Origin of the sequence: Bacillus sp. DB-2 (assembly GCF_003315125.1) — a bacterium.
Classification (GTDB): Bacteria; Bacillota; Bacilli; order Bacillales; family Bacillaceae_G; genus Bacillus_A; species Bacillus_A mycoides.
The window spans coordinates 490361-511608 of record NZ_QNRN01000001.1 but is presented as its reverse complement, the minus strand read 5'-3'; the positions used below and the strand labels follow the sequence as shown (position 1 = coordinate 511608).

Genomic DNA, 21248 nt, shown 5'->3' with positions numbered 1-21248 from the left:
AAATGGTCATCCTCTTTTTATTGTTCACTTGTTTGTTTAGCTGGCTTTAATAGGATCCAAGCGATAATTAATGTGAATACCGCTAATACGAAAGTGCTCATATAAATGACGTGTACACTTGATGCTAATGCGGATTGTGATTCGGTTGCTACGTTTGCTGTAGCCCCTCCATGTCCGCCAGAAGAAACAAGATCAAGGTTTTTAATGCCGCGTGCATGAATCATCGTATTGAAGATCGTTCCGAAGATTGCAGCTCCTAGTGTTTGACTAAATGTATTAATAAATGTATTTAAACCAACTGCCGTTCCGCGCGTATTCGCCGGTACAGCTGCTTGAATTGTTACCATGTAAATTGGTGTAACAAGCCCCATTCCTAAGCCGAATAATCCGACTGCAACATAAATAAGGAATGATGGTGAATCTGTTGATAATGTAAATAATAAGAAAGTAGCAACTGATAAAATGCTAGCTCCAAGTAAAATAATTTGTTTCGTTTGTAACTTGCCAACTAAGTTGCCAGAGAACATAGCACCGAATGTCCACATAACAGGAATCGGCATTAAAATGAGTCCAGCCTCTGTCGCATTTTTTCCTAAAACACCTTGGCTCCAAATTGGAAGATACACTGTAATACTAATAATCATTGCGCCAGCAATAAGTGTTAGTATGTTTATTGTAGATAATGTACGGTTAGAGAAAAGTGCTAGCGGAATTAATGGTTCCGGAGACTTTTTCTCGATGTATAAGAAAATAATGAATGAAACAGCGGCAAAGATTAATAGGCCGATAATTGAAATGTCTCCCCAGTTTTGCTTACTGCTACCTGTTAATAATGCGTATAGTAAAGCAATTGTACTTAATGAGAAAACTGTCGCACCAAGATAGTCGATATGTTGCTTAGCGGCGGACTTAACAGATTCCTTATAAGAAGTGGCAAACATTAAGCAAGCGATAATTCCAAAAGGAACGTTTAAGAAGAAAATATAGCGCCAAGAAAGAGAATCAACTAAAAATCCACCTACTAACGGCCCAATAACACCAGATACACCCCAAACTGCACTCATCCAGCCTTGTGCTTTCGCACGGTCTTTCGCTTCGCTATATAGGTCTCCAATAATCGTCATTGTGATCGGCATAACAGCACCAGCCCCTATACCTTGAAGAGCACGGAAGAAGATTAATTGTTCCATTGATGTAACGACTCCGCAAAGTGCAGAACCGATTAAGAAGATTGTTGCTCCGATGAGCAGAACTTTTTTACGGCCGAATAAATCAGCTAGCTTTCCGTATATTGGAGTCGAAACAGCTGTTGCAAGCATATAGATTGCATATACCCAACTAACAAGTTCGACGCCTGACAAATCACTCGTTATACGAGGGATCGCTGTACTAACAATCGTTCCTTCTACCGCAGAAAGAAACGTCATTAGCATTAAAGACATCATGACTTTTTTTCTCATTTGTTTTCCCCTTACCCTTTTTCGAATATTCAACAATATAAAATATAAAGGTACTAAGGTATATAAAGCAACAAAAAAGCAATGGGAAGTTAGGAGGAAGGGATATTTTTGAAGAAACGGTCGACATATTTAAAGTATCGCCGATATAATTTCGTGTATTACTTTGCTATTCCAACATACTAAAAAAAGAAACAGGAGTCCCTGTTTCTTCTTTAATATTGCATTTTTGAATTTTGTCCAGCGGTTGTTCCGGCAATTCGGCCAGTAACAAGGGCAGATGTAATGTTATAGCCGCCAGTATAACCGTGAATATCAAGAACTTCTCCGCAGAAGTATAAACCATTCGTGAATTTCGAAGCCATTTCTTTCGGGTTAATTTCTTTAACGGATACACCTCCGCCAGTAACGAATGCTTTTTCAATTGACTGCGTACCATTTACATGGACGGTAAATTCTTTAAAGTCTTTCACAAGTGCGCGAATCTTCTCATGAGAAACTTGTCCAGCTTGTTCGCTACCGTCAATTTCATTTTTTTCTAATAAGAATAGGAAGTAACGTTCAGGAACATAGCCTTTTAAAACGTTTTTAATTCCTTTTTTCGGATCTTCTTTCATTTGTTTCAGCATGCGCTGGAACAGTTGCTCACTATTTTCTTCTGGCAATGCATCGATACTCATGTGCACTGTGTTCGTTTTAAACTTTTTCATCGCTTTCACAACGAATTGGCTACAGCGAAGAGCAGCAGGACCAGATAGGCCGAAGTGAGTGAAAAGCATGTCCATTTTATGAGAAATGATAACTTTTCCTTTCGGGTTTAATACACTTAAGTTTACATCTCGTAAAGCAAGGCCTTGTAATGTGCGGTCACGAATAAACGGTTCGTTTGAAAGAATTGGTACTTCTGTTGGGAAAAGTTCTGTAATTGTATGCCCAGCTTTTTCAGCCCAAGCGTATCCGTCTCCAGTAGAACCAGTTTGAGGAACAGATTTTCCGCCAACAGCGATAACGACGTGATTCGTTTCTAACACTTCGCCTGTTTGTAATACAACTGCTTTCGTTTGACCGTTTTCATACTCAATCGTTTCGACAGGCGTATTCGTACGTATTTTCACACCTAAGTCTTTTAATCGTGTTAACAGTGCATCTACAACAGATTGCGCTTTATTTGATACGGGGAACATGCGACCATGATCCTCTTCTTTCAGTTGTACACCGAGATTTTCGAAGAATGTAATAATATCTTCATTACTGAAAATAGAAAAAGCACTGTATAAGAAGCGACCATTTCCAGGTATATGTTTAACGATTTCATCAAGTGGTAGACGGTTCGTTACGTTACAACGACCACCACCAGAAATCGCAAGTTTACGTCCTAGTTTATTTCCTTTATCAAGAAGTAAGACGCTTGCGCCTTCTTCAGCAGCACCGATTGCAGCCATTAGCCCTGAAGGACCGCCGCCGATGACAATAACATCATAATGCATAATATATCGACCTCATTTTCTACATTTCCTGCCTAAAAGAATAGCATGTTTTCCCTTAAAAGAAAAATAGAGTGAAGTACTGCTTAAGAGGAGAATTGTGGTACAATACAAAAGTTAGAGTTCAGCATTATCCTGCTATTTATGGGCAATAAGACTACTATCTTAAGATTTATGAGAAGTAAAGAGGGAGTTAAAAAGGTCCGTAAATGCTCGAATGATTAGTAGGAGGGGAGTCTCCCACTAATTATAGTTTCACTTTATTGTAGATGTAGGAGGATTTTCGTATGTCCGATTCAAAATTTCTGCGCGGAACGCTTATTGTGACGTTAGGGACATTTTTAGTAAAGTTCTTAGGCATGATTTACGTTTTTCCGTTTCATGCATTAGTAGGCACAGAAGGCGGAACGCTCTATACATATGGATACATTCCATATACGATATTTTTAAGTATCGCAACGGCAGGAGTGCCGCTTGCTGTTTCTAAGTTTGTTTCCAAATATAATGCACTTGGAGATTATAAAACGAGCCGGAGAATGTTCCGCTCGGGAATGGTTATGATGATAGTAACAGGAGTTCTTTCCTTCTTAGTACTGTACATGACCGCACCATTATTTGCAGAAGCAATGCTTGGTAAACAAAGTTTACAAAATAAGATAGAAGAAGTTACGACGATTATTCGCCTCGTAAGTTTTGCGCTTATTGTTGTGCCGGCAGCAAGTTTGATTCGTGGTTATTTCCAAGGCCACCAATCGATGGGACCGACTACGGTTTCACAAATTATTGAGCAAATTATTCGTATCGTCTTTTTATTAGCGGGTAGTTTCATCGTTATTAAAGTACTTGGCGGTACAGTAGCAACGGCAGTTGGGGTTGCGACATTCGCTGCGTTCGTTTCAGCAGTTGGAGCACTTGGCGTATTAATTTGGTACTGGTTAAAACGTAAAAAATATTTGGATCAATATTTAATTGAGCAAACTGTACCAGAATCGACGGTAAGTACCGCTCAATTGTTTAAAGAGTTGTTTGCATATGCAATCCCTTATGTTGTAATTGGATTAACAATTCCTTTATATCAACAAATTGATACATTGACATTTAACTCTATTATGCAGGCGATTGGTCAAGGAGATATCGCAGAGCGAGCACTCGGTATTTTCACGATGTGGACGCATAAATTAATTATGATTCCAGTATCACTTGCAACAGCGTTTAGTTTAACGCTCGTGCCAGCGATTACAAAGTCATTTACTGAAAAGCAATACCGTTATTTGAAATTACAAATTACACAAACATTCCAGGCGAATATGTTTTTAACATTGCCAGCAGTTGTCGGTATTTCTACACTTGCATATCCGATTTACACTGCTTTCTACGATTCAGACCCACTAGGTGGACAAGTATTAATGTGGTATGCGCCAGTTGCATTGTTATTCGCTTTATTCACAGTAACAGCAGCAATTCTGCAAGGGATTAACCAGCAGAAACATGCGGTTATTGCGCTTGTGATGGGTGTTATTTTGAAATTTGCATGTAACGTAATCTTTATTCGTTATTTCGGTACAGTTGGGGCGATCTTGGCTACTGCAGTCGGCTTCTTAGCTTCCGTATGGTATACGAATAGACAAATCAAAAAACACGCACACTATTCATTTGGTGTTGTATATAAGAGAACATTCCAAATTGCAGTCTTAACACTTGTAATGGTTATTGCTGTAAAACTATCACAATGGCTTCTATCCTTCATGATTTCGCCTGATGGCCGTATTGGTGCTCTTATTACAGTTGCGATTTGTGCAGGTATTGGTGGTCTTGTTTACGGATTGTTAGCGATTCGCACAGGAGTACTAGAAAGAGTATTTGGCGGAGAAGCTTTAGAGAAAATCCAGCGTAAACTTGGTAGTAGATTCAAAATAAAGTTGAAATCAAAAGGGGCGTAAATACGTCCCCTTTTCTATGATAAATAAAGAAGGTGAAGAACATGAGATTAGATAAATTATTAGCGAATATGGGACACGGAAGTAGAAAAGAAGTAAAGAAATTACTGAAAGACGGCGTTGTGAAGATTGATGGAACGCCAGTGAAAGATGCGAAGTTTCATGTGAATGTAGAAGAGCAAGAGGTTATGATTCACGGTGAAGTTGTGGAATATAAAGAGTTTGTTTATTTAATGATGCATAAACCACAAGGTGTTATTTCAGCGACAGAAGATGATAACCACGAAACAGTAATAGATTTATTAGAATTAGAAGATGCGATTTTCGATCCATTCCCTGTTGGAAGGCTCGATATTGATACAGAAGGTTTCTTATTAATCACAAATGATGGGAAGTTAACGCATCAACTATTATCTCCGAAAAAGCATGTGCCGAAAAAATATTATGCACACATTTCAGGCGTTGTAACGGAAGAGGATGTAATAGAATTCGCTAAAGGTGTAATTTTAGAAGATGGCTATGAAACGAAGCCAGGCGAACTTACAATTTTAAAAAGTGATGATATTTCTGAGATTGAACTCGTTATTACAGAAGGAAAGTTCCATCAAGTGAAGCGTATGTTTGAAGCGGTAGGGAAAAAAGTAGTTTATTTAAAGAGAACAGAGATGGGACCTTTAATGTTAGATGAAGAGTTAGAACTTGGGCAATATCGTGAATTAACAGATGAAGAAGTAGAAATGTTAAAGACGTATCAAGTAGATAACGAAAAGTAACGCCAATTTCAAAGTATAGAAAAGACCCCTTTCTAATGAGTTAGAAAGGGGTATGTATTTATTTACATACAATTATTTTTTATTATGAGGTCATTCTCACTTTCTTTCCTGTCGTTGTCCACTTGCCGCGGCAAGGGCTATACACGAGTTCATTAAACTGCAACACATTTAGATCACGTTGTATTGTTCGCGGTGTGATCCCGAACTCATCTACAAGGTCTTTCGTTGTTACCGTACCGTTTTCATTGATGTACATATAAATTGATTTAATGCGTGTTAGCATACGAGTAGTTGTAGGTTTCAAGAGAAAACCGCTCCTCTACTAGTTTTTTTGACCCCATTCAGGAAAGAAGGTCGTTACTACCATTGTACTCTACATGATAAAATTCATGCTTTAACTTACTTAAATTTTACAAAAGTTTAACAAATATTCATATAGAAAAATATTGGTAGTTGACATTTTATGTCTGGTCAGTCAACTAACTCATAAATTTCTACGTAAAACGCCAAATTCCTGCAAATTTTTTTAAAAAAATAAAAGAAAAACTAATAAGAAATATCTGAAATATTACAATTGTCCGTTATTAGGTTTTCATGTATGGCATAAGAGATTTTCGTTTGCTATGATGAAAGAGACAATATAGTGAAGGATGGATGCGTGATGTCGACGATTAATTGGACAGAAGAAGTTACAAAACGAAAAGATGATTTAATTCGTGATACACAAAAATTTTTACAAATTAAAAGTGTATGGGAAGAAGAATCTGCGAAAGAGGGCGCACCATTTGGTGAAGGTGTAGAAAAAGCCTTATCTTTCATGTTACATAAAGGAGAAGCAGAAGGTTTCGCTTCTAAAAATTTAGAAGGATATGCAGGTCATCTTGAAATGGGACAAGGAGAAGAACTAGTAGGTATTCTTTGTCACGTTGATGTTGTACCAGAAGGAGATGGCTGGACAACTCCTGCGTATAGTGCGGATATTCGCGACGGGAAGATTTTTGCACGCGGTGCAATTGATGATAAAGGGCCGACGATGGCAGCTTATTATGCGATGAAAATCGTTAAAGAATTAGGCTTACCTCTTTCAAAACGTGTTCGTATGATTTTAGGAACCGATGAGGAAAGTAATTGGAAGTGTGTAGATCATTATTTTAAAAATGAAGAAATGCCAACAATCGGTTTTGCGCCGGATGCAGATTTTCCGATTATTAATGCGGAAAAAGGAATTTCTGACATACAAGTTGTGCAAAGTGGTGGCGAAGAGAAAGAAGGCACATTTAAGCTTATTTCATTTGAGTCAGGTCGTCGTTTAAATATGGTTCCTGATTTTGCAGAAGCAGTTATTACAGGAGAAGATGTAAATACACTTACAGTAGCATATGAGGAGTATTTACAAACTGCTAAAAAAATAGGTAAAGCACTTGTAGAAGGAAAGACGGTGACGTTGCAAATCAAAGGGATTTCAGCTCACGGATCTACTCCGGAAAAGGGAGAAAATGCAGGTTTATTATTGGTAAACTTCTTAACGAAAGTTTCTCTTGATGGAAAAGGGGCTTCATTTGCCTCGTTTGTAACAGAAACATTTACGGGTGATATTATTGGAGAAAAAGCTGGTATTTCTTATAAAGATGATATTAGCGGGCCGTTAACAGTGAATGTTGGTCGCTTGTCTTACTCGCAAGAAAACGGTGGTAATTTAGGATTAAATGTACGCTATCCAGTTACAACTAACTTTGAAGAAACAATTGCAAAGTTAAAAGAATATGTTGGTACTCATGGATTTGAAGTAGCGGATTATTCTAACTCTCGCCCGCATCACGTTGACAAAGATCATACGTTAATTCGTACTTTGCAACGTGTATATGAAGAACAAACTGGTGAAAAAGCTGAATTGTTAGCAATTGGCGGTGGTACTTATGCTCGTTCATTGAAAGCTGGCGTTGCATTTGGCCCGTTATTCCCAGGAAAAGAAGAACTTGCGCATCAAAAAGATGAGTACATTGAAATTGAAGATTTATTAAAAGCGACAGCGATTTATGCTCAGGCAATTCATGAATTAGCGAAATAAAAGATATGTAAATAATGACCGCTCTCTACTTTAGAGGGCGGATTCTTTTTAGCTGAATGAGATAAGGAAGAAAAGCAACAATAACATAAAGGAGACGATGTAGATGGTGCCGCATTATTTTGTCGCAGTAACTTTACCACGTCATATAAAAGAAATTCTTTCTAATTATAAAGAGGAAATGAAGGATGAATTACCATTTCGCTCGTGGGTACATGAAGAAGACTATCATATTACCCTTTCATTTTTAGGAAGTGCGACAGAGGAACAGTTAGAAGGAATAAAGAATGGATTACAAACACTTACAGAAAAAACGGAATTATCGTTCACGTTACAAGGACTTTCTACATTCGGACAGGTGGACCAGCCTCGTATATTTTGGGCGGGGATAAGTGATAATCAAGATTTGTTTACTTTACAAAAGCAAGTGCATACAATTTGTGAAGAAAATGGCTTCTCTCTAGAGACACGTCCTTATCATCCACATATTACTGTTGCGCGTAAATGGGTAGGAGAAAAAGTGTTTGATCTGACAAATGTAAAAGAGTTACCTGTAACATCATTTCAAGCAGATACGATTACTTTGTATGAATCTCACGTTAAGGAAACGCCGAAGTATAAATCGATTACTGAAATAAAACTACAAAAATAGAATGTATGAAAACGTTTTTTATACAGGTGAATATACTATAGGGAATAATGTGTTACTGTATAGAGCTTCGCTGATAAGAAACCCCTTATCATTTGCAGCTCGTTTCATTTTAACTTTAAGAATGATGGTGATTTTTTATGTTGAAAGTAAAACGTCCATTTGATGCCTATTTAGATGAAATGAATAAAATTACAATTTTGCTCCCGCATGCGTATGGAACAAGCCGGACATTTCGTTTACAAGAAGGAAGCAATGTGAAAGAGTTACCGATTGTTCATACTATTGCTCTTCCAGATGCAACGAAGTATGAATGTTTTATAGAAGAGCCGATAGATGTGGGGAAGTATTATACAGTACGTGATGAACGGAATGAAGAAACAGATTTACAAATAGGCGCTGTGATTCGAACAGTAGTTTTCGATGAAAAATATTATTACGAAGGTACCGACTTAGGTGCTGTGTATAAAAAAGAAGAAACAATATTTAAAGTATGGGCTCCGACTGCAAGGCTTGCGAAAGTACGGATTTATAAAAGTGATAAAGAATATATTGATTATGAAATGTACAGAGAAGAAAACGGAGTGTGGATTCATACATTACAAGGTGATCATGATGGAGCACGATATACATTCCTTGTTTGTATTAATTTAATATGGAACGAAGCGGTTGACCCTTATGCAAAGTCTGCGACGATAAATGGAAAATACGGCGTCGTTATCGATTTGGAAAAAACGAATGTGACAAAACGAGTAGAATTATCACCATTACAGTCAATGACAGATGCCATATTGTATGAACTGCATATTCGTGACGCTACTATTCACCCAAACAGTGGAGTGAATAAAAAGGGAACATATAAAGGATTGATGGAAGAAGAGACAATGGGACGAAATGGGACATTAACAGGATTGTCTCATATAAAAGATTTAGGCGTTACACATGTTGAACTATTACCTTTACATTGTTTTGGTGGTGTAGATGAAGTGAATCCTGCTTCCGCATATAATTGGGGCTACAATCCGTTATATTACAATATACCAACAGGATTTTATGTTACAAACCTTTCTGATCCATATAACAGGATAGTAGAGTGTAAACAACTAATTGAAACATTTCATGATCACGGCATCAGGGTGATTATAGATGTTGTATATAATCATGTTTATGAAAGAGAATTATCATCATTTGAGAAGCTTGTCCCGGGATATTATTTTCGTCATGGGGAAGACGGTATGCCTTCTAATGGGACGGGAGTTGGAAATGATATAGCATCTGAACGGAAAATGATGAGGAAATTTATTATAGAATCTGTTTTATATTGGCTTACTGAATACAATGTTGATGGATTCCGATTTGATTTAATGGGAATTTTAGATGTTGAAACGATGAATGAATTAGAAAAAGAAGTACGAAAAATAAAGCAGGATGCGCTGTTATTAGGTGAAGGATGGGATTTGCAAACACCGCTTCCTCTTGAAGAGAAAGCGACGTTAAATAATGCGAATAAAATGCCATGTATCGCACAGTTTAATGATCAATTTCGTGATGGAATAAAAGGAAGTACTTTTAATATTAATAAACGTGGCTTTGCATTTGGTGGGCATGTAGATTGTAATCATTTGCAGTATATAGTAGCTGGTAGCCTTTTAAGTATGAAAGAAACAGGATTGTTTCTAGAGCCAATGCAAAGCATCAACTATGTAGAATGTCATGACAATATGACGATGTGGGATAAACTAGTGCAAAGTAATCCAGAATCAGAAGAAATTTTGAAAAGGCGTCATCGTTTAGCAACTGCAATGGTTATTCTTTCACAAGGGATTCCTTTCTTACATGCGGGGCAAGAGTTTTATCGTACGAAGCAAGGGAATGAAAATAGTTATAATGCAAATGATGAAATTAATCAATTAGATTGGGATCAAAAAGAGAAAGAGATGGAGACCGTTAACTATATAAAAGGGTTAATTGCGATTCGCAAAGGGCACGGGGCATTCCGATTACAAAATGCAGACCTTATAAAAACGCATATGACTTTTTTGCAAACATCTACAGAAGTACTGGCATACCACCTAGAGCATGTAGAATTATTTGGACCGTGGAAAGAGATTGTAGTTTTATTTAATAGCGGTTTGGAAGCTAAAACGGTGCAGCTTCCAAAAGAAGAAACGTGGCATGTGTTAGTAAACGAAAAGCAAGCGAAAATAGAGCCAATTTCTTCATTTAGAGGAAAGGAACTTCAATTGGCTCCAATTAGCACGTATATATTGACGATAATGTGACAAATCGCTACTTGACGATGAGAATGTAATAAATGTAGAATTGACAAAGGTGACGATTTTCATAAGTTGTCATTCTATGATTGATTTTGTAAAATAAACTAGAAGAACAGGTGATTTATCCTGTTTTCGGCTTATGCCAAGTTTTTTCATTCAAATACAGTAAAATATATGAATCCACAACATGTGTAGAAATGTTGCGGTTTTTCTTTTCATAACTATAAAAGATAAGGATTTGTTAACGGGTAATGAATATGGAATGGTTGGAACAATTATTAGGAAAAGAGTGGAGTCTTATACCGGCTGGTGGAGTAACGGGCGATGCATATATTGCGCAAAACGGACAACAAAAGTTATTTTTAAAGCGGAATACATCGCCCTTTTTAGCGGTATTGTCAGCAGAAGGAATTGTTCCAAAATTACTTTGGACAAGAAGGGTAACGAACGGTGATGTAATTTCTGCTCAAAAATGGCTTCCGGGACAGAAGTTAGAGCCAGAGGATATGAAACTAGAACGTGTTGCGAAACTTTTGAAGAAAATACACTCCTCTAAAGCGCTTGTGCAGATGATTCAAAGGCTAGGAAAGCAGCCGCTTCATGCGCAAGAGTTATTACAACAATTACAGCTCGTTTTAAGAGGAGATATAAGAGCTGATGAAACAATTCAGCAAGGTCTTCAATATTTAACGGAGTCATTAAAAGATATTGAGTACAATGAATTCGTTGTATGCCATTGTGATGTAAACCATAACAATTGGATATTGTCGGACGAAGATGAATTGTTTTTAATTGATTGGGATGGGGCTGTTATTGCTGACCCAGCTTTAGATCTTGGTATGTTATTATATTGGTATGTTCCGCGCCATGAATGGAGTGAGTGGCTCGGATATTATGAGATTGAACTAGATGAATCATTGCTTAGGCGTATGAGATGGTATGTGATAGCACAAACGATTTTATCTATGCAATGGCACACAACAAAAAAGCAGCAAGCAGAAGCTAAATATTGGCATCAATATTTACAGCAACTACTTGCTTCAGAATAATACTTAAGAAAAATTGTCCATTCCAGCAATCCACTGAGTAAGTTGTTCTTGATTATTGGAAATATGGTTGTCCAAATTAGAGGAAGATTTACCCGATTGACTATAAGAATATACATCGTTTAGCATTACTTTAGTGTCACTACTTATACTATCGTTTGCGAGTAACGATTGAATGAGTCGCTCTAATTGCTCGCATTCAGAAACTGTCCCGCAGCAATCACTTTGATGGTTGATTAAAATATCTTTTAACACTTCTAATTGATGCTGTTGATTAATTGGCATGAACGGATCATCCTTTCGAGTGTTTTTCTCTCTCTAGAAATGTAAGAGAAAAAGCTATTTCGTCATGGAATGTTTAATGCTTTATGTAGTTTTTATCAAAATGGTACATCTTATACTTGAAAGAAACGGACCGAGTGCTCGTACGTACTTGGTTTTTTGTTTGATAGATTGATTAAAACAGAAAGAAGGAATTTTTCCTTTAAAATAGTTTTGTAAAGAGAGGGAGACATCTATGCGTTTAAGACATAAGCCTTATGCAATGGATCGAATTAATGAGTATTCACATATCGTAATTGGAAACCCAGAGGAGAGCGCTGGTAACTGGAAAGAAATATTTGGAAATGAACAGCCAATTCATATTGAAGTAGGTACAGGACGTGGCCGCTTTATGTATGATATGGCAAAAGCAAATCCGCATATTAACTATATTGGAATTGAAAAATTCACAAGTGTTGTTGTAGATGCACTTGATAAATTAATTGAAGAAGAAGTACCGAACTTAAAGTTAATTAATAAAGATGCTGAAGATTTAACAGTTTTCTTTGCGAAAGGTGAAATTGACCGCGTTTATTTAAACTTCTCAGATCCATGGCCGAAGAATCGTCATACGAAGCGTCGTTTAACGTATAAAACATTTTTACGCAATTATGAAGAAGTGTTAGTAGATGGCGGAGAAATTCATTTCAAAACTGATAACCAGGGATTATTTGAATATTCTCTTATGAGTATGGCTGAGTATGGTATGTTATTAACTTACCTTAGCTTAGATCTTCATAATAGTGATTATGAAGGAAACATTATGACAGAATACGAAGAGAAATTCTCTAGTAAAGGTCATCGTATTTACCGAGTTGAAGCAAAATATCGTACGGAGCCTATGCAGTAATGCATAGGTTTTTTATATGAAAAATAATCGGAATATTATGTTAAAATTAAATGAAAAAGGGGGATGGGATATGGAACAGTTACAAATTGGAAATATAAAAGTGACGTGGCTAAAAGGTGGGAATACACATTTAGATGGAGGCGCGATGTTTGGAGTTGTGCCAAAAGTACTTTGGTCACGAAAATATAAACATAATGATACAAATCATATTTATTTACGAACAGATCCGTTACTCTTACAAACGAAAGAAGGAAACATGCTTATTGATTCAGGGATAGGGAATGGTAAATTGAATGAGAAAATGAAGCGGAATCAAGGTGTAACAGAAGAATCATCAGTTAAGGAATCCTTAGAAAAATTGGGACTGCATAATGAAGATATTCATTACATCTTAATGACGCATCTTCATTTTGACCATGCATCTGGTTTAACAAAATGGGAGGGAAATCGCCTTGTTCCGGCGTTTCCGAACGCAACGATTTATGTAAGTGAGACTGAATGGAATGAAATGAAAAATCCGAATGTTAGATCGCGTAATACATATTGGAAGGAAAATTGGGAGCCAATCGTTGATAAGATTGTTACGTTCAGGCAAGAAATAGAAATTACGGATGAAATAAAGATGGTGCATACGGGTGGTCATAGCGATGGACATGCTGTTGTCGTCCTTGAAAGTCAGGGTGAAACGATGCTTCATTTAGCGGACATTTTACCGACGTATGCACATCAAAATGTATTATGGGTAATGGCATATGATGACTATCCAATGACATCGATTGAACATAAACAAAAATGGATGAAGTATGGTGCTGAAAAAGAGGCGTGGTTTACTTTTTATCATGATGCATATTACCGTGCAGTAAAGTGGAATGAGGAAGGGCATATAGTCGAGAAGATAGAGAGAAAAACAAATATAGAAGCTTAATATTAATAAGAGGAAGGTGTCCAAAAATATTTATTGGAACAATCTCCACTTATTATGTATTGCTGTTATTATCAGCTTTTGTTGGTAATTCTAAAAAAAAAGAGGTTCACCTAATGGGAAACCTCTTTTTATGCTGCTATAACCTCTAAAACAGTACCTGTTTTAGCATCAACTAAAAATTCAAATCGTTCTTGTATTTCATCTAACATCGTTGTAAGACCGCCGCGATAAACTTCGTACGCGACATCATATTTTTCAAATGCCTCTGGAACCATATGTACCCAAGAGCCAGTAATTTCACCTTTATGACTTAATGCTTGTTTCACCATTTTCAATGCTTTTTCTGAAGAAATATGGGATTGTTCTTGTACTTTGTTTGCAACGAAATAACCAGCTGCGAACCCAACGCCAAGACCTGTGACTAAACCTTTCCAGCTCATATATTCACCTCAATTCTGTAAAATAAAAATAGTGTACCAATAATAATTATAATGCAAATGCAACTAAAAAAGAAGAAACTAGAAACATTTCGAAAATTTCGTTACAATAAAAGAGGTATTCTACTAAGGTTTGAAAGAAGGGGACTTCGTGAATAAAGAGACATTACAATTATTTCGTACGTTAACAGAATTACAAGGTACATCAGGTTTTGAACATGATGTGCGCAGTTTTATGAAGCAAGAATTAAGCAAATATGCTGATGAGATTGTGCAAGACGGTTTAGGTAGCGTATTTGGCCTGAAAAAAGGGGACGAAACTGGCCCGCGCGTTCTTGTAGCAGGTCATATGGATGAAGTAGGTTTCATGGTTACGCAAATTACGAAAAATGGGATGCTTCGTTTTCAAACGTTAGGTGGCTGGTGGAGCCAAGTACTATTAGCTCAGCGTGTACAAGTTATGACGAAGAATGGTCCTGTTATTGGGGTTGTTGGTTCCATTCCTCCTCATTTATTAAGTGATGCGCAACGTGCAAAACCGATGGATATAAAAAATATGTTAATTGATATAGGTGCAGATAGTTATGAAGATGCGATTGAAATTGGCATAAAGCCAGGGCAACAAATCGTTCCAATCTGCCCATTCACGCCAATGGCAAATGAAAAGAAAATTATGGCGAAAGCTTGGGACAACCGCTATGGATGTGGCCTTGCTATCGAATTGCTAAAAGAATTAAAAGATGAAACATTACCAAACACATTATACTCTGGTGCGACTGTACAAGAAGAAGTAGGTCTTCGCGGAGCACAAACTGCTGCAAATATGATTCAACCAGATATTTTCTATGCGCTTGATGCAAGTCCAGCAAATGATGCATCTGGTGATAAGACGCAGTTCGGTCAATTAGGAAAAGGCGCTCTTCTTCGTATTTATGACCGTACAATGGTAACACATAGAGGAATGCGCGAATTCATTTTAGATACAGCAGAAACACATAACATTCCGTACCAATACTTTATTTCACAAGGTGGTACAGATGCGGGCCGTGTGCATACAAGTAACTCTGGTATCCCATCAGCAGTAATTGGTGTTTGTGCACGCTACATTCATACACATGCTTCTATTTTACATGTTGATGATTATGCGGCAGCGAAGGAATTAATTACGAAGCTTGTGAGAGCGACGGACAAAACGACGTTAGAGACAATTAAGAATAACGCGTAAAGAGGAAGAAGGGCTGAAGAGCCTTTCTTTTTTTAGGTAGGAGAGATGGCCCAGCGATGAGTGGTGGCGGTTAGTGCTTAATTGGTGCTCGAATGATGTGTTTAAACCCCGGATAGGAAGCGAGAGGAAGGCTGTTTTTGTGTTCGAGGCCGGTAATGATTTTAGAAAAGCTCTTTCTTTTTTTGATTGAATAGATGGCCCAGCGATGAGTGGTAGCGGTTAGTGCTTAATCGGTGCTCACTCCGAATAGATAGTGAGAGTATGATCTATTTTAACGTTTGAGTCCCGAAGTTGTGAAAGTGAAAAGTTTGAATGTAGAAGGAATATGAGTATGAATTTATATAGAGGTGAATGAAATGAAGGTAGTAGTTGGATCGAAGAATAAGACGAAGGTTGGGGCTGTGGAGAAGGTTTGGGAAGATGCTGAAATTACATCTCTTTCTGTTCCATCAGGAGTAGCAAATCAGCCTTTTTCAGATGAAGAGACGATGCAAGGAGCAGTAAATAGAGCGAAGAGAGCATTGCAGGAAGGTGCAGCTCATATCGGCATTGGGCTAGAAGGCGGCGTTATGAAAACGGAGCATGGGTTATTTATGTGTAACTGGGGTGCTTTAGCGACGATTGAAGGTAAAACATTTGTTGCGGGCGGGGCGCGTATTAAGTTACCAGACGATTTTTTAGCACCGCTTGAAGAAGGAAAAGAGCTAAGTGAAGTGATGGAAGAGTTTGTAGAGCGAAAAGATATTCGTAGTCACGAAGGTGCTATCGGTATTTTTACAGATGATTATGTCGACCGAACGGAATTATTTGTACACGTTGTTAAGTTACTTGTTGGGCAATATAAGTATGATGAAAAGCAAGCATAAACCTTGCACCATGCGCGATGTATGGTAGTATAAAGAAAAGATTATAGTGTGAAAAAGTGCACTCGTTAGAGGAGGAAATATAGATGAAATCATTAGAAAGCATGGAACAATTCCAAGAATTAAAAAATGAAGAGAATGTAGTCTTCATGTTCTCAGCAGAATGGTGCCCAGATTGCCGTTTCGTTGATCCATTTATGCCAGAAGTAGAAGAGAAGTATAGTGATTTCTCATTTTACTATGTAGATCGTGATGAATTTATTGATTTATGCGTGAAAGTAGACGTATTTGGCATTCCAAGCTTTGTAGCGTACAATAAAGGTGAAGAAACTGGACGCTATGTAAATAAAGATCGTAAAACACAAGAGCAAATCGAAGAGTTTATTGAAGGTTTAAAATAAGACAATTAGCCAATTGAATTGTAAAAACAACCTCTACCTTCGCGGGGGAGGTTATTTTTTTGGAAGGGAGGAAAAAGAGATGAAAATGACAAGTAAAAAGATGAAAGACGAGTTAATGAAGAAATTATCTCGACCAGAATGGGACTGTCATTATGATAGCGAGAAAGAAGTTCTTCGTATTGAACAAACAGACTCGAAAAAAGGTATTAACGTATCACTTCCAGGAGTAGTTGCAAAATGGGAAGTGAACAAAGAAAAAGCAATTGAAGAGGTCGCTTATTACGTACAAGAAGCGCTAATTGCAATGCATAAAGAAGAAAATAGCACGGCGAAAATTTTACCTGTTATTCGCTCTACTTCTTTCCCGAAACAATCAGAAGAAGGAAATCCGTTTATTATGACGGACCATACGGCGGAAACACGTATTTACTATGCGCTAGATTCTAATAAAACGTATCGATTAATTGATGAGCGCTTATTGCAAAAATTAGAGCTTACAGAGGAACAAGTACGTGAAATGGCATTATTTAATGCTCGCTCATTAGGCTATGAATTTAAGCAGGAGACAGTAGCAGGTAATACATTCTACTTTTTAAACACAAATGATGGATACGATGCGAGTCGTATTTTAAACGAATCGTTACTACACTCGATGCGGGAAAAGATCTCTGGTGATATGGTTGTTGCAGTTCCTCACCAAGATGTATTAATTATTGCTGATATCGTCAACGAAATCGGTTATGATATTATTGCACAAATGACAATGAAATTTTTTGCCGAAGGGCATGTTCCGATTACATCACTTTCATTCGTATATGAAGATGGGGACTTCGAACCAATCTTTATTTTAGCGAAGAATCGGAAGAAGACAGATGGAAAAGAGAAAGGATGAACGAAGTGAACGTTTTTTACAACCTTGAAGGAATTGGTGACACTTTAATTGTTACCTTACAAGATATTACTTTAGAAAACCGTACATTTGACCGCAAAGGAGATGTTGCTCGCGTATACGATCGTGAAAGCAACGTAACAGCAGGATTCAACATCTTTAATGCGTCTTCTTATGTAGAAGTAACAGACAACGGAAACGTTACATTAACGAAAGAGTTTGTTGAAAAAATTAACGGAATTTTAGCGAAGAATGGCTTTGAAGAAAAAGTAGAAGCTGATTTCACGCCGAAATTTGTTGTAGGCTATGTAGCTGAAAAAGAGAAGCATCCAAATGCTGATAAATTAAACATTTGTACAGTAGAAATCGGTACAGAAACATTACAAATCGTATGTGGTGCACCAAACGTTGACGCAGGACAAAAAGTTGTTGTTGCAAAAATCGGTGCTGTAATGCCAAGTGGTATGTTAATTAAACCAGCTGAACTTCGCGGTGTTCCTTCTTCTGGAATGATTTGCTCTGCACGTGAGTTAGAGCTTCCAGATGCTCCAGAAGAAAAAGGTATTCTTGTATTAGAAGATAGCTTTGAAGTTGGACAAGAATTTAAATTTTAATTGATGTTAGAAAAAGTAGTCTCGCATATGTGAGGCTATTTTTTTGTGCGAAATTCCTAGGATTGTAACGTTTCCTCTCGAAATCTATATTGTATTTCAAAAGTGGATTAGGTAAAATTTAGAAAAAAGAAGGGGGTAGACGTATGAAACAACAACCAAAAATTGTAGAACTTCTGAAACGAATTGAAACTTCAAAACAGCAAGATATCGAACTAGGTTCCTATGAAATATATGTGTTTAGCGAAAATGAATTAGAAAAAGGACAAATCGGTTATCGATATGATAAACATAAAAATTCATTAATAAGTGAAGAAAGTGGAAAATGGAAAGAGGAATGGATTGTTATCGGATATGAAACGGATATGGGGGATCCTGTTTTCGTAAATGTAGCTGATGATGCTTATCTAGTCTATACCGCAGAGCGTGGTACAGAAACGTGGCAACCCGTTCATATTGGAAATATGGATGGAATTATAAAACAATTATAAGAAAAACTTTGAGACCGGTGCAAAGTGATAGGAGAGAAAAATGAAGTATATAAAAATAATGAGTGCTATTGCAGTCATTGGAATATATATGGGAGGTTGTTCGCAAGAAGAGCCGAAAAAAGAAACAACATCTTCTATACAAGAAAAAAACAAAGATAACAAGGAAGACGCACCGGTAGAAAAGCAGCAAGAAGAACAAGAAAAGAAAGAACAGCCGCAAGCAATTCAAACGAATGAGCAAGTGGAACATAAGCAGGAGGAAGTGCCGGCCGAGGAAAAGAAAGAGGAAACTACACCGCTACAGCCAACTGAGCAACCGCTGCAAAATAATGAACAAAAAGTAGAGAGTAATGAAAAACAAGAAAAGTTTCTCGTCGTTATTGATCCAGGTCATCAACAAAAAGCGAATTTAAATTTAGAGCCAATTGGTCCAGGAGCAACTACGCAAAAATATAAAGTAACAGACGGAACAGCGGGAGTTGTAACGAAAAAGAGGGAATCAGTTCTTGTATTAGAGATGGCTTTTATATTGAAAGAAAAACTGGAAGCAAAAGGTATACAAGTATTGATGACGAGAACGTCACATGAGGTTGATGTAAGTAATAAGGAACGAGCAACATTCGCGAATGATCATAAAGCGAATTTATTTTTGCGCCTTCATGCAGACGGTTCTGAAAACAAAAACCAAAGTGGGTTCGCTGTATTGACGCCAGCAGAAGGAAATCCGTATACGAAAGAGATTTATGCTGAAAGTCTTCAAATCTCTCAAACGATAGTAAATAAAATGAGAGAGAATCATCAAGTGAAAGTAAATGGAATTAAATTTAGGGACGATCTTTCTGGATTTAATTGGGCAAAAGTTCCTGGGTGCTATTAGAACTTGGATTTATGTCAAATCCTGAAGAAGACAAAAAATTATCTGACCCACAGTATGTAAATTCTTTATTGCAAAGTGTAACGGATAGTGTGGATGAATATCGGAAGGGTAAAGATTAAACGAGGTCTTACATGTAAGACCTCGTTTTTCTATATGAAAAACAATCGTGAATTAGAATATTATGTATAAAACTAATATGCTTAATTTTACCTGCACTTTTTGCCGAATGCTGATACAATAAAGGATGTTACTATTTAGTAGAAAGAGTGGTAAACATGTTAGATTGGATGAAAAAGCTGTTTAACAAAGAGGAAGAAAAAACAGTGATGAATAAAGAAGTACCGGCACAAATTGAAATTCAGCCGAAAATTCCTCGTGTAAACCACTACACTGAAGCAAGAGAAGCACAAATGGCAAGTCGGAATGCAGGGAAATGTCGTTTTCCATTAATACCAGATAATGGCTTCGATGAGGAGGATGTAAGAGAACTGCCTAACTTTGAAGAACAACCTGTTCAAAGAGGAGCATATGAAGAACAGCCTACTCAAAGAGGAATAAAAGTGGAAAGAAGCAGACGACCGTATGTGGAAACAGAAGCACCTACATATGAGGAACCGGAATTGCAATATGAACCGGAACCAGAGCCTGTCGTAAAAAAAGCATTCGTACCGTCGCAAGAAAGTAACCGTAGACCATTTCGTCCAACAGAAATGATTTCTCCGATTTATGGATATAACCGTCCTTCAGTAGAAACGAAGGTTGTGCAGGAGGAAGAAAAGGAAAGAGAAGATCTTGAAATATCTGTTGAAGGAAAAGCTGTTGTTGACGCATGGTTAGAGAAAAAGGGATATACATTATCTGACTTTTCGGGAGTTCTACAAGGAAGTTCATCTGTTAAGAACGGAGTGAACGAACGAAGTAATAAAGTAGAAGAAAAATCGGTTGTGGATACATGGTTAGAGAAAAACGGTTACGAAGTTGAACGTCAAGCCCCTTCATTAGAAGAAAGCCTAAGTGATGATTTGCTTCATAAAACAGTAGGACAGCATGTGGAAAAAGAGGATACAATTGTACAAGCCTTGAAGCAGGAGCAAGATGTAGTGGCGTTATCATCTACAGAAGATAACGAAGAAACTTTACAAGAAGAGTCAATAGATTCTAAAGTAGAGCATGTGTATTCGATATTAACAGAAGAAAATGAATGTAATACAGAAATAGAAGAAACTGTTGCTGAAGTTGCAGCAAATCAAGTCGAAGAAGAAACCTTAGAAGATGTAGTGATTGTAAAAGCAGATGAAAAGCTTGAAGAAACAATTACTATAGAAATACCAGATGCTTTTGAAGAAGAAGCTAAGGAAGCAGAAGAAGTTGCAGAATTAGAGAGATTTGAGGAAGCGACAGAAGAAGTTGTGGAATTAGAGGAAGCTGAGGAAGCAGAAGAAGTTGCAGAATTAGAGAGATTTGAGGAAGCGACAGAAGAAGTTGTGGAATTAGAGAAAGCTGAGGAAGCAGCAGAAGAAGTTGTGGAGTTAGAAGCAACTGAGAAAGCAATAGAAGAAGTTGCGGAGTTAGAAACAACTGAGGAAGCAATAGAAGAAGTTGTGGAATTAGAGAAATCTGAGGAAGCGACAGAAGAAGTTGTGGAATTAGAAGAAACTGAGGAAGCGACAG

Annotated in this window: 19 protein-coding genes and 2 pseudogenes (1 of these 21 cut by a window edge); 16 read left to right on the top strand and 5 right to left on the bottom strand. The window is 37.3% G+C overall.

Annotated features, from left to right (window positions below):
* Positions 1 to 17: 17 nt before the first annotated feature.
* Positions 18 to 1460: an MDR family MFS transporter gene (locus DET63_RS02740; protein WP_044444001.1), complete on the bottom strand. Its 1443-nt coding sequence runs from the start codon at positions 1458 to 1460 to the stop codon at positions 18 to 20.
* 212 nt (positions 1461 to 1672) lie between these two features.
* Complete coding sequence (locus DET63_RS02735; RefSeq protein WP_088040268.1) at positions 1673 to 2944, bottom strand: BaiN/RdsA family NAD(P)/FAD-dependent oxidoreductase; 1272 nt, start codon at positions 2942 to 2944, stop codon at positions 1673 to 1675.
* A 284-nt stretch (positions 2945 to 3228) separates the two neighbouring features.
* Between DET63_RS02735 and DET63_RS02730 the strand changes: the two genes are divergently transcribed.
* Together DET63_RS02730 and DET63_RS02725 are read left to right on the top strand one after the other, a co-directional pair.
* A complete protein-coding gene (locus DET63_RS02730; RefSeq protein WP_002089053.1) occupies positions 3229 to 4881 on the top strand; it encodes a putative polysaccharide biosynthesis protein in 1653 nt (550 codons plus the stop codon).
* 41 nt (positions 4882 to 4922) lie between these two features.
* Complete coding sequence (locus DET63_RS02725) at positions 4923 to 5651, top strand: pseudouridine synthase (protein WP_002034388.1); 729 nt, start codon at positions 4923 to 4925, stop codon at positions 5649 to 5651.
* A gap of 82 nt (positions 5652 to 5733) precedes the next feature.
* On the opposite strand, the gene DET63_RS02720 is transcribed toward DET63_RS02725, so the two are convergent.
* The gene (locus DET63_RS02720) at positions 5734 to 5955 is read right to left on the bottom strand and encodes a DeoR family transcriptional regulator (protein ID WP_000805512.1); all 222 of its coding nucleotides are present in this window, start codon (positions 5953 to 5955) and stop codon (positions 5734 to 5736) included.
* 357 nt (positions 5956 to 6312) lie between these two features.
* Here DET63_RS02720 and pepV point away from each other — a divergent pair, with 357 nt between their 5' ends.
* From pepV to DET63_RS02700, 4 genes are all read left to right on the top strand, one after another.
* Entirely contained in the window at positions 6313 to 7719 is a 1407-nt protein-coding gene (gene pepV / locus DET63_RS02715; protein ID WP_113935761.1) for a dipeptidase PepV, read from the top strand.
* Positions 7720 to 7822: 103 nt separating this feature from the next.
* Positions 7823 to 8368, top strand: a complete 546-nt coding sequence (gene thpR / locus DET63_RS02710; RefSeq protein ID WP_113935760.1) for an RNA 2',3'-cyclic phosphodiesterase — start codon at positions 7823 to 7825, stop codon at positions 8366 to 8368.
* 137 nt (positions 8369 to 8505) lie between these two features.
* Positions 8506 to 10647 (top strand): type I pullulanase, encoded by a 2142-nt coding sequence (gene pulA / locus DET63_RS02705; protein ID WP_016092461.1) that lies wholly within the window; start codon positions 8506 to 8508, stop codon positions 10645 to 10647.
* A 245-nt stretch (positions 10648 to 10892) separates the two neighbouring features.
* Complete coding sequence (locus tag DET63_RS02700; protein WP_113935759.1) at positions 10893 to 11690, top strand: phosphotransferase family protein; 798 nt, start codon at positions 10893 to 10895, stop codon at positions 11688 to 11690.
* 3 nt (positions 11691 to 11693) lie between these two features.
* On the opposite strand, the gene DET63_RS02695 is transcribed toward DET63_RS02700, so the two are convergent.
* Complete coding sequence (locus tag DET63_RS02695) at positions 11694 to 11972, bottom strand: YtzH-like family protein (protein ID WP_002015625.1); 279 nt, start codon at positions 11970 to 11972, stop codon at positions 11694 to 11696.
* A gap of 232 nt (positions 11973 to 12204) precedes the next feature.
* Between DET63_RS02695 and trmB the strand changes: the two genes are divergently transcribed.
* Together trmB and DET63_RS02685 are read left to right on the top strand one after the other, a co-directional pair.
* Entirely contained in the window at positions 12205 to 12858 is a 654-nt protein-coding gene (gene trmB, locus DET63_RS02690; RefSeq protein WP_002138679.1) for a tRNA (guanosine(46)-N7)-methyltransferase TrmB, read from the top strand.
* Between the two features lie 70 nt (positions 12859 to 12928).
* Positions 12929 to 13783 carry a YtnP family quorum-quenching lactonase gene (locus tag DET63_RS02685; protein WP_235661809.1) on the top strand — a complete coding sequence of 285 codons (855 nt, stop codon included), beginning with the start codon at positions 12929 to 12931 and terminating at the stop codon, positions 13781 to 13783.
* Positions 13784 to 13911: 128 nt separating this feature from the next.
* On the opposite strand, the gene DET63_RS02680 is transcribed toward DET63_RS02685, so the two are convergent.
* Positions 13912 to 14223, bottom strand: a complete 312-nt coding sequence (locus tag DET63_RS02680) for a PepSY domain-containing protein (RefSeq protein WP_002015622.1) — start codon at positions 14221 to 14223, stop codon at positions 13912 to 13914.
* Between the two features lie 148 nt (positions 14224 to 14371).
* On the opposite strand from DET63_RS02680, the gene DET63_RS02675 reads away from it, so the two are divergent.
* From DET63_RS02675 to DET63_RS02640, 8 genes and pseudogenes are all read left to right on the top strand, one after another.
* On the top strand, positions 14372 to 15445 hold the full coding sequence (locus DET63_RS02675; RefSeq protein WP_078184718.1) for a M42 family metallopeptidase: 1074 nt from the start codon (positions 14372 to 14374) through the stop codon (positions 15443 to 15445).
* Between the two features lie 356 nt (positions 15446 to 15801).
* A complete protein-coding gene (locus DET63_RS02670) occupies positions 15802 to 16311 on the top strand; it encodes a DUF84 family protein (RefSeq protein ID WP_002089045.1) in 510 nt (169 codons plus the stop codon).
* 83 nt (positions 16312 to 16394) lie between these two features.
* Entirely contained in the window at positions 16395 to 16709 is a 315-nt protein-coding gene (locus DET63_RS02665) for a thioredoxin family protein (protein ID WP_002015619.1), read from the top strand.
* A 79-nt stretch (positions 16710 to 16788) separates the two neighbouring features.
* Positions 16789 to 17601, top strand: coding sequence for a DUF1444 domain-containing protein (locus DET63_RS02660; RefSeq protein WP_002089043.1), 813 nt, complete (start codon positions 16789 to 16791; stop codon positions 17599 to 17601).
* Positions 17598 to 18212 (top strand): YtpR family tRNA-binding protein, encoded by a 615-nt coding sequence (gene ytpR / locus DET63_RS02655; protein ID WP_002089041.1) that lies wholly within the window; start codon positions 17598 to 17600, stop codon positions 18210 to 18212. The genes DET63_RS02660 and ytpR overlap by 4 nt, the downstream gene beginning before the upstream one ends.
* 143 nt (positions 18213 to 18355) lie before the next feature.
* Positions 18356 to 18700, top strand: a complete 345-nt coding sequence (locus DET63_RS02650; RefSeq protein ID WP_113935758.1) for a thiamine transporter — start codon at positions 18356 to 18358, stop codon at positions 18698 to 18700.
* 40 nt (positions 18701 to 18740) lie between these two features.
* Positions 18741 to 19696, top strand: a pseudogene (locus tag DET63_RS02645) (N-acetylmuramoyl-L-alanine amidase).
* Positions 19697 to 19852: 156 nt separating this feature from the next.
* Positions 19853 to 21248: pseudogene (locus DET63_RS02640) on the top strand (DNA translocase FtsK) (it continues 2960 nt past the right edge of the window).

Bases quoted from the DNA above. Each gene is read 5' to 3' on its own strand.
- DET63_RS02740 (WP_044444001.1), bottom strand. From the start codon at position 1,460: ATGAGAAAAAAAGTCATGATGTCTTTAATGCTAATGACGTTTCTTTCT.
- DET63_RS02735 (WP_088040268.1), bottom strand. From the start codon at position 2,944: ATGCATTATGATGTTATTGTCATCGGCGGCGGTCCTTCAGGGCTAATG.
- DET63_RS02730 (WP_002089053.1), top strand. From the start codon at position 3,229: ATGTCCGATTCAAAATTTCTGCGCGGAACGCTTATTGTGACGTTAGGG.
- DET63_RS02725 (WP_002034388.1), top strand. From the start codon at position 4,923: ATGAGATTAGATAAATTATTAGCGAATATGGGACACGGAAGTAGAAAA.
- pepV (WP_113935761.1), top strand. From the start codon at position 6,313: ATGTCGACGATTAATTGGACAGAAGAAGTTACAAAACGAAAAGATGAT.
- thpR (WP_113935760.1), top strand. From the start codon at position 7,823: ATGGTGCCGCATTATTTTGTCGCAGTAACTTTACCACGTCATATAAAA.
- pulA (WP_016092461.1), top strand. From the start codon at position 8,506: ATGTTGAAAGTAAAACGTCCATTTGATGCCTATTTAGATGAAATGAAT.
- DET63_RS02700 (WP_113935759.1), top strand. From the start codon at position 10,893: ATGAATATGGAATGGTTGGAACAATTATTAGGAAAAGAGTGGAGTCTT.
- DET63_RS02695 (WP_002015625.1), bottom strand. From the start codon at position 11,972: ATGCCAATTAATCAACAGCATCAATTAGAAGTGTTAAAAGATATTTTA.
- trmB (WP_002138679.1), top strand. From the start codon at position 12,205: ATGCGTTTAAGACATAAGCCTTATGCAATGGATCGAATTAATGAGTAT.
- DET63_RS02685 (WP_235661809.1), top strand. From the start codon at position 12,929: ATGGAACAGTTACAAATTGGAAATATAAAAGTGACGTGGCTAAAAGGT.
- DET63_RS02680 (WP_002015622.1), bottom strand. From the start codon at position 14,223: ATGAGCTGGAAAGGTTTAGTCACAGGTCTTGGCGTTGGGTTCGCAGCT.
- DET63_RS02670 (WP_002089045.1), top strand. From the start codon at position 15,802: ATGAAGGTAGTAGTTGGATCGAAGAATAAGACGAAGGTTGGGGCTGTG.
- DET63_RS02665 (WP_002015619.1), top strand. From the start codon at position 16,395: ATGAAATCATTAGAAAGCATGGAACAATTCCAAGAATTAAAAAATGAA.
- DET63_RS02660 (WP_002089043.1), top strand. From the start codon at position 16,789: ATGAAAATGACAAGTAAAAAGATGAAAGACGAGTTAATGAAGAAATTA.
- ytpR (WP_002089041.1), top strand. From the start codon at position 17,598: ATGAACGAAGTGAACGTTTTTTACAACCTTGAAGGAATTGGTGACACT.
- DET63_RS02650 (WP_113935758.1), top strand. From the start codon at position 18,356: ATGAAACAACAACCAAAAATTGTAGAACTTCTGAAACGAATTGAAACT.